General features: G+C 63.2%; 9 protein-coding genes. All 9 read left to right on the top strand.

Annotated elements, in window-relative coordinates:
- Nucleotides 1–131: 131 nt before the first annotated feature.
- Entirely contained in the window at nucleotides 132–497 is a 366-nt protein-coding gene (locus HKL97_RS12140) for a response regulator (RefSeq protein ID WP_291425698.1), read from the top strand.
- 26 nt (nucleotides 498–523) lie between these two features.
- The gene (locus HKL97_RS12135) at nucleotides 524–2629 is read left to right on the top strand and encodes a chemotaxis protein CheA (protein WP_291425703.1); all 2106 of its coding nucleotides are present in this window, start codon (nucleotides 524–526) and stop codon (nucleotides 2627–2629) included.
- 3 nt (nucleotides 2630–2632) lie between these two features.
- Nucleotides 2633–3097 (top strand): chemotaxis protein CheW, encoded by a 465-nt coding sequence (locus tag HKL97_RS12130; protein ID WP_291425695.1) that lies wholly within the window; start codon nucleotides 2633–2635, stop codon nucleotides 3095–3097.
- Between the two features lie 29 nt (nucleotides 3098–3126).
- A complete protein-coding gene (locus HKL97_RS12125; RefSeq protein WP_291425693.1) occupies nucleotides 3127–3996 on the top strand; it encodes a protein-glutamate O-methyltransferase CheR in 870 nt (289 codons plus the stop codon).
- The gene (locus tag HKL97_RS12120) at nucleotides 3993–5024 is read left to right on the top strand and encodes a chemotaxis response regulator protein-glutamate methylesterase (protein ID WP_291425690.1); all 1032 of its coding nucleotides are present in this window, start codon (nucleotides 3993–3995) and stop codon (nucleotides 5022–5024) included. The genes HKL97_RS12125 and HKL97_RS12120 overlap by 4 nt, the downstream gene beginning before the upstream one ends.
- A gap of 2 nt (nucleotides 5025–5026) precedes the next feature.
- Complete coding sequence (locus HKL97_RS12115) at nucleotides 5027–5602, top strand: chemotaxis protein CheD (RefSeq protein WP_291425700.1); 576 nt, start codon at nucleotides 5027–5029, stop codon at nucleotides 5600–5602.
- A gap of 13 nt (nucleotides 5603–5615) precedes the next feature.
- Nucleotides 5616–5993, top strand: coding sequence for a hypothetical protein (locus tag HKL97_RS12110; RefSeq protein ID WP_291425688.1), 378 nt, complete (start codon nucleotides 5616–5618; stop codon nucleotides 5991–5993).
- A 122-nt stretch (nucleotides 5994–6115) separates the two neighbouring features.
- Nucleotides 6116–6610 carry a chemotaxis protein CheW gene (locus HKL97_RS12105; protein WP_291425686.1) on the top strand — a complete coding sequence of 165 codons (495 nt, stop codon included), beginning with the start codon at nucleotides 6116–6118 and terminating at the stop codon, nucleotides 6608–6610.
- Nucleotides 6611–6825: 215 nt separating this feature from the next.
- A partial coding sequence (locus HKL97_RS12100; RefSeq protein ID WP_291425683.1) for a TolC family protein occupies nucleotides 6826–7258 on the top strand: 433 nt, incomplete at its 3' end.

Here is a 7258-nt window from a genome sequence, read left to right as displayed (position 1 = left end):
GCCGCGCGCGCGGCCTGGGCGGCGGATGAGCAGGATCTCAGCCTGGCTGATTGCTCCGAGGATTTTCTCACCACTCTCAACCTGTTTGGCGTCGCTCCAAAAACACTAACATATTGCAAGGAACTGCCTTAATGTGCACGACCGTTCTCACAGTCGATGACTCCCGCGCGATGCGGGACATGTTGCGGCATTCGCTGCTCGCGGCGGGCTTTCGCGTATTGCAAGCCGAGGATGGCCTGCACGGGTTGGAAGTTTTGGAAACGGAACGGCCGGATGTCATTGTCACGGACATCAACATGCCTCGTATGGATGGGTTTGGCTTCATCGAGGCGGTCCGGCGCGATGAGGCCCGCCGCTCGATGCCTGTTCTGGTCCTCACCACCGAGGTTGACGCCGAGAAAAAAAACCGTGCCCGCGCGGCCGGCGCCACCGGGTGGATCGTCAAACCCTTTGACCCCATCAAGCTGGTTGAAGCCATTCGCCGCGTCGCGGCCTGAACGCAGGAGTTAATCCATTGGACCCGATGGCAGCCATCCGCGAAACATTTTTCCAGGAGTGTGAGGAACAGCTCGCCGAACTTGAGGCCGGGCTGATCCTGATGGAAAGCGGCGCCGCCGAGGCGGAAACCGTGAACGCGGTTTTCCGCGCGGTGCATTCCATCAAAGGCGGGGCTGGCATCTTTGCCTTGGATGCGCTGGTTCGCTTCGCCCATGTGTTCGAAACCGCGCTGGATCAGGTGCGTTCGGGTACGCTCGCCACCGGCCCCGGCGTCATGAACCTGCTGCTGCGCGCCGCCGATGTTCTGGCCGATCTGGTGCGCGCCGCGCGCGATAATGGCGCGGTGGATGAAACCCGCACCGCCGCTCTGGTCGTGGAATTCACCCAGGTCAGCAATCTTGGCCATGAGTTGCCTCCCGCGCCAAAGTCACAGCCCACGGTCTGCGCGCCGGTGCCCGCCTGGCACATCAGCTTCACCCCAACCCCCGCGCTTTACGCCAAAGCCAACGAAACCGCCTTGTTGCTGCGCGAGTTGCGCCGGCTCGGCCCCATTGAGGCCACGGTGGATACAACCCATCTGCCTGAACTCTCCGAGATGGACCCCGAAGGCGCCTATCTCACCTGGAATATCACGCTGGAAGCGGACTGCGCCGAGCAGGCAATCCGCAACGTCTTCGAGTTTGTCGAGGACGACTGCCATCTTGAGATCGCCGCCGCTACCCCGGCGGAGCCGTCGCTCAAACCGGGAGACATCATCACCGGCGACAACGGCTTCTCTTTTGAATTTTTTCCCCCGCCTGTGTTTGATGAAGAAGAACCGCCCGCCGTACCCGAGCCGGAGCATCACGCACCCCCGCCCGCACCCGTGGCAAAACAAAACCCCGTGGAGGCCATGGCCGCCAAGGCGGAGAGCGCCGCGGCGGTCAGCGCCACCATCCGGGTGGATCTCGACAGGGTGGATCGCATGATAGATCTCGTGGGCGAACTCGTCATCAACGAGGCGATGCTGAGTCAGCGCGTGCTGGAGGCCGGCATCGCGCGCGCCTCGGGCGTCGCCATGGCGCTGGAGGAGCTTGAGCATTTAACGCGCGAAATTCAGGACAGTGTCATGGCCATCCGCGCCCAGCCGGTGCGCTCGGTGTTCCAGCGCATGCCGCGCCTGGTGCGCGAGGTTGCGGCCCAAACCGGCAAACAGGCACGCCTTGTCACCGAGGGTGAAGGCACCGAGGTGGATAAAACCGTCATCGAGCGCATCGCCGATCCGTTGACCCACATGATCCGCAACGCCATCGACCATGGTCTGGAATCCCCCGAAAAACGCCTCGCCGCCGGCAAACCGGCCGAAGGTCTGGTGCGCCTCACCGCGTTGCACCGCTCCGGGCGCATTGTGCTGGAAGTCTCCGACGATGGCGCCGGCATCAACCGCGCGCGCGTCAAGGAAAAAGCCATTGAGAACGGGCTGATCTCGCCGGACGCCACGCTCACGGATGATGAGATCGACAATCTGATCTTTCTGCCCGGCTTCTCCACCGCCAGTACGGTGTCGGACATTTCAGGCCGCGGTGTCGGCATGGATGTTGTGCGCCAATCCGTGGCGGCGCTTGGCGGGCGCATCTCCATCTCCTCGCGCCCCGGCCATGGCTCCACCTTCACCCTCAGCCTGCCGCTCACCCTGGCGGTGCTGGACGGCATGGTCATCTCCGCGCGCGGCCATACGCTCATTATCCCGCTCGGCGCCATCGTTGAAACGCTCAAGCCCAAGGCGGCGGATGTATTCCCGCTCGATGGCGAGATCAACGTCATCCGCCTGCGCGGCGGTTATGTGCCGATGGTCGATGTCGCCGCCTCCCTTGGCTATAGCGATGAATTCGTCGAGCCGGACCAGTCGGTGGCCTTGCTGGTGGAAGGCGAGGGCGGCGTGCGCGCCGTGCTGCTGGCCGATGCCATCCACGGCCAGCGCCAGGTTGTCATCAAAAGCCTTGAGGCCAATTACCGCGCCGTTCCCGGCATCGCCGCCGCCACCGTCATGGGCGATGGCCGCGTGGCGCTGATTCTCGATGTCGACGCGGTGGTGAAAACCACGCGCAGTGAGCTGAGCCGTCCTGAACCATCCGTGCTGGAGGCGCATTAAGCCATGGGTCAATCTACCAATAGTGATGCCAACATCCGTGAGTTGATCGCCTTTCGTGTCGGGCGTCAGGAATTTTGCATCAACGTCATGGCGGTGCGCGAAATCCGCGGCTGGACCGCGGCCACCGCGCTCCCCCGCAGCCCGCGCTATGTGCGCGGCGTCATCAACCTGCGCGGCGCCGTGCTGCCGATCGTGGAACTCGCCGTGCGCCTGGGCTTGCCGAGTAACGAGCCCAGCGCGCGCAACGTCATCATCGTGGTGCAGATCGCCCATCAGCAGATCGGCCTGCTGGTTGACGCGGTGTCAGACATTCTGACCGCCAACGACGCCAACATCCAGCCCACGCCCGATGTCTCATCCGATCTGGTGAAAACCTTCGTTAAGGGCCTGCTTCCCGTCGATGGCCGCATGATCAGCCTGATCTCGCTCGATCATGTTCTGCCTCAGGGCGAGATGGAAGCCGCGTGAGCCTGAACATGAACGCGCCAGGCAACAGCATGAAACCCTCAGCAGGCATCACCGAAACCGGTGAATTCCTGATGACCCAGCGTGACTTCACCGCCATTGCCGGCATGCTGATGGCGGAGGCCGGAATCTCCCTTTCTGGCAACAAGGCCAATCTGGTCTATTCGCGCCTCGCCAAACGCTTGCGGCTCCTGGGTCTCGGCAATTTTTCTGAATATTGCCGCCTTGTTGAGAGTCCCACCGGCGCGGGCGAGCGCCAGAACATGGTCGCCGCGCTAACCACCAATGTCACCCGCTTCTATCGCGAGCCGCATCATTTCGAACATCTGAAAACAAACATCCTCCCCGAGTTGATAAACCGCGTCAAACAGGGCCGCGCCGCGCGCCTGTGGTCGGCCGCCTGCTCCAGCGGGCAGGAGCCTTACTCCATCGCGCTCACCCTGCTATCCTTGCTGCCCGACGCTGTGAAGTATGACATCCGCATCCTCGCAACCGATATTGACGCCAACATGCTGGCCGCCGGCGCCGCCGGGATTTACGAGACCTCGCTGCTCGATGCCGTGCCCAATCCGCTGCGCAGCCGCTGGTTTTCCTCCCCCAGGGACGGCCGCCAGCAAATCGCCGATGAAGCCCGCGCGCTGGTGAAGTTCCGCAGGCTCAACCTCATCGGCAACTGGCCGATGCGCGGCACGTTTGACGTTATTTTCTGCCGCAACGTGGTAATTTATTTCGAAAACGATACGCAGGAAAAAATCTGGTCACGCATCACGCCGCTGCTGGCCCCTGACGGCGCCTTGTATATCGGCCATTCCGAGCGCGTGAGCGGCCCCGCCGAAGCCGGGCTGCGCAGCGACGGCATCACCATCTACCGTCCCCGCGCCGCCAGGAGGGAGCAGCCATGAGCGTTCGCGTTCTGGTCGTCGATGATTCCGCAACCATGCGCGGCCTCATCACCGCCACCTTGCGCGCCGATCCGCTGATCGAGGTCGTCGGCCAGGCCGCTGACCCGCACGAGGCGCGCCAAGCCATCAAGGCGCTCGCGCCCGATGTCATCACGCTCGACATTGAAATGCCGAATATGAACGGCCTGGATTTTCTGGAAAAAATCATGCGCTTGCGGCCCACACCGGTCATCATGGTCTCCACCCTCACGCAAGCGGGCGCCGATGTTAACCTGCGCGCGCTGGAAATCGGCGCGTTTGACTGTGTGGCAAAACCTTCCTCCTTCAACCAGAACAGCTTCGAGCAACTGGCGGAGAAGGTGAGGGCGGCGGCGTTATCGCGCCGGCAGCCCCGGCTCGTGGCCGCGCCCGCGCGCCCCTCAACCGCCGCTTATACGCCAGACGGCCGGATCATCGCCATCGGCTCCTCCACCGGCGGCGTGGAGGCGCTGCTGACAATTCTGGGCAAATTCCCGGCCAACTGCCCGCCCACGGTCATCAGCCAGCACATGCCGGCCACCTTCACCAAAAGCTTCGCCGCGCGGCTGAACAAGCTCTGCGCCCCGGAGGTGAGCGAGGCCGAGGAAGGCGCATTGCTGAAATCCGGGCAGATCTACCTCGCCCCCGGCAGCGCGCATCTGGAAATTTCCGGCCTCGCGGCACCGCGCATCCATCTGAGCGAGGCCGAGCGCGTCAACGGCCACCGTCCTTCCGTGGATGTGATGTTCCATTCCGTCCAGCGCTGTTTTCATGACCGAGCGATCGGCGTCATCCTCACCGGGCTAGGACGCGACGGCGCGGAGGGCCTGCTCGCCTTGCGCCAGGCCGGCTGTGAAACCATCGGCCAGGACGAAGCCAGCTCCGTCGTTTACGGTATGCCCAAAGCCGCCTTCGAGATCGGCGGGGTCACGCTACAACTGCCCCTGGAACGCATCGCCGAGCGGCTGATGCTCTGCACCAACGCCACACGCAGGAAAAAAATATCATGATCATGCTCCTGCATCCCTCCGCCCCGGCCGCTGAAAAAAAGATTCACATCGTGCAGGGCGAGCAATATGTGGATGATAATCCCAACACGGTGCTCACCACCATCCTCGGCTCCTGCATTGCCGCCTGCATCTGGGACAATACCATCGGCCTGGGCGGCATGAACCATTTTTTGCTGCCGGGGACTGATTCGGGGGCGCAACAACGCATGCTGGAGGGCGACGCCATGCGCTTTGGCGTGCATGCCATGGAGCTGCTGGTCAACGGCCTGCTCGGGCGCGGCGCCCAGCGCCACCGGCTGCAAGCAAAGCTTTTTGGCGGCGCGCGCATGATCAAGGGCCTTACCGATATCGGCGAGCTGAACGCAACCTTCGCCGAACGTTTTCTCAAGGCCGAGGGCATCGCCATTGCTGGTGGCAGCCTGCGCGGCGAGCAAGGGCGGCGCATCCAATTCTGGCCTGTCACTGGCCGTGCCCGGCAGGTGCTGCTGGCGAAGGAAACCGCATCCATCATGCGGGCCGAAAGCACCCGCCCGGTGCCGCCCACGCCTCCGGGCCAGGGAACTGTGGAACTTTTTTAGCAGGAGAGACAGCATGGTTGAAAGCCGAACCTGCGAGGATGAACGCCATCACGCGCCACTGGCGGAAATCCTGGAAGCCCTGGGCGAGGAGTTTCATGAACTCGGCCGCTTCACGGACCATTTCCAGGCCTCGCTCAGCCCCGCTCTGCTGCGCGTCGCCAACGATCCTGATTGCCACCGCAATGTCCAAACGCTGGACCTGCTTTCCCAGCGCCTCTCCGCTTTGTCCAAATACGTCCTCACCATCGGCCGGCTTCTCCCCGAGGACTGGCGCGTGAATTCGCAGACCGCGCTGCATCACATCACCTTGTCAGACCTCGCCTACCGCCTGCAAGGCGCGCCAGTGCCTGATGAGCTCTCGCGCCAATCCGGTGAGCTGGAGATGTTCTGAGTCGATTAAGCAAGCCGTAATCTATGCCCGTTAAACCAATTATTACGCCATTGCCCAGGCGCGATGCCGCTGGCCTGCCCGCAACCGGCCCTGGCGGATGACGAAATGGAGGAGTTCCAGCCATGAATCAGACCTATCGCACCCCCGCCCAGCCCGAGCGCCGCAGCGAGCTTCTCTCAGTCCGCCTCGGCGACCAGGAATTCGCCATGGACATCCGCTCCATCCGCGAAATCCGCGGCTGGATCGCCTCCACCCACCTGCCGCACGCCCCCTCCTACATCAAGGGCATGATCAATCTGCGCGGCACCGTGCTGGTGGTGATCGACCTTGCCGAGCGCCTCGGCCTGCCGCCGCAGGAGCCCAATGCCGCCTCGGTGGTGGTTGTGGTGGAAGACGGCGAGAACACCGCCGGCCTGCTGGTGGACGCGGTGTGCGACATCATAACCGTCACGGATGACATGCGTCAGGACATCCCTCAAACCGGCAGCAACAACCCGCTTGAATTCATCGAAGGCCTGATCATGCTCGATAACCGCATCATCAGCACGCTCTCCATCCCCGCGCTCATGCCCGGCAATGCAATGCTGGAACAAATCCCCGCGGCGGAACTGGTTTAGGCCACCGCCGCCTTCAAGCCCCCCGGCGTTGCCGCCGCCGTATGGCAGACCGCACGCAACACGGCTAACTCACCGCGCAAAGATAGTGCGACAACATAACGCTCCAGCGCTTCCCGGCGTGCCATGGCCTGCCAGACCGTGGCTCTTGTGCTTTGGCGGATTGTGCTATCACTTAAGCCTAAAGGCCCGTCTGGGCGCATAAGGAGTTTGCGTACGTGTTTTCCACCTCCCGGCTTCACCCGAAACGACTCGCCGCGGTCTCACTGCTGAGCCTTTCCAGCTGCATGGTCGGCCCTAATTTCAAAGCCCCGCATCCCGCGGTCCCCACGGCCTATATCTCCAGCGCTCCCGCCACCCCCTATGTCACTGCCGGCTCGGTAAACCCCCAGTGGTGGAACAGCTTTAACGACCCTGAATTAACCAGCCTGGAAACCCAGGCCGTGGCCCAGAACCTGGACATGCAAATCGCCACCCAACGCCTGATCGAAGCCCAGGCCCAGGCCCAGATTGAAGGCGCCGTGCTCTACCCCAACATCGGCGCCAACGCCTCCTATTCCCGCGAGGGGCTTAGCGACAAGGGCGTCGTCCAGGCGCTGGGCGGCGGCGGCGGCGCCGGCATTCCCGTGGCCGCCGTCCCCCCGTTTGACG

The sequence above is a fragment of the Acidocella sp. genome (assembly GCF_013044125.1).
Taxonomy (GTDB): Bacteria; Pseudomonadota; Alphaproteobacteria; order Acetobacterales; family Acetobacteraceae; genus Acidocella.
Note: the sequence above shows the minus strand (reverse complement) of the source record. Positions and strands in the feature narration are given on the sequence as shown.

What these genes read in the sequence shown, in the direction of transcription:
- HKL97_RS12135 (WP_291425703.1), top strand. Translation starts at nt 524, where the DNA reads ATGGCAGCCATCCGCGAAACATTTTTCCAGGAGTGTGAGGAACAGCTC.
- HKL97_RS12120 (WP_291425690.1), top strand. Translation starts at nt 3,993, where the DNA reads ATGAGCGTTCGCGTTCTGGTCGTCGATGATTCCGCAACCATGCGCGGC.
- HKL97_RS12130 (WP_291425695.1), top strand. Translation starts at nt 2,633, where the DNA reads ATGGGTCAATCTACCAATAGTGATGCCAACATCCGTGAGTTGATCGCC.
- HKL97_RS12125 (WP_291425693.1), top strand. Translation starts at nt 3,127, where the DNA reads ATGAAACCCTCAGCAGGCATCACCGAAACCGGTGAATTCCTGATGACC.
- HKL97_RS12115 (WP_291425700.1), top strand. Translation starts at nt 5,027, where the DNA reads ATGCTCCTGCATCCCTCCGCCCCGGCCGCTGAAAAAAAGATTCACATC.
- HKL97_RS12105 (WP_291425686.1), top strand. Translation starts at nt 6,116, where the DNA reads ATGAATCAGACCTATCGCACCCCCGCCCAGCCCGAGCGCCGCAGCGAG.
- HKL97_RS12110 (WP_291425688.1), top strand. Translation starts at nt 5,616, where the DNA reads ATGGTTGAAAGCCGAACCTGCGAGGATGAACGCCATCACGCGCCACTG.
- HKL97_RS12140 (WP_291425698.1), top strand. Translation starts at nt 132, where the DNA reads ATGTGCACGACCGTTCTCACAGTCGATGACTCCCGCGCGATGCGGGAC.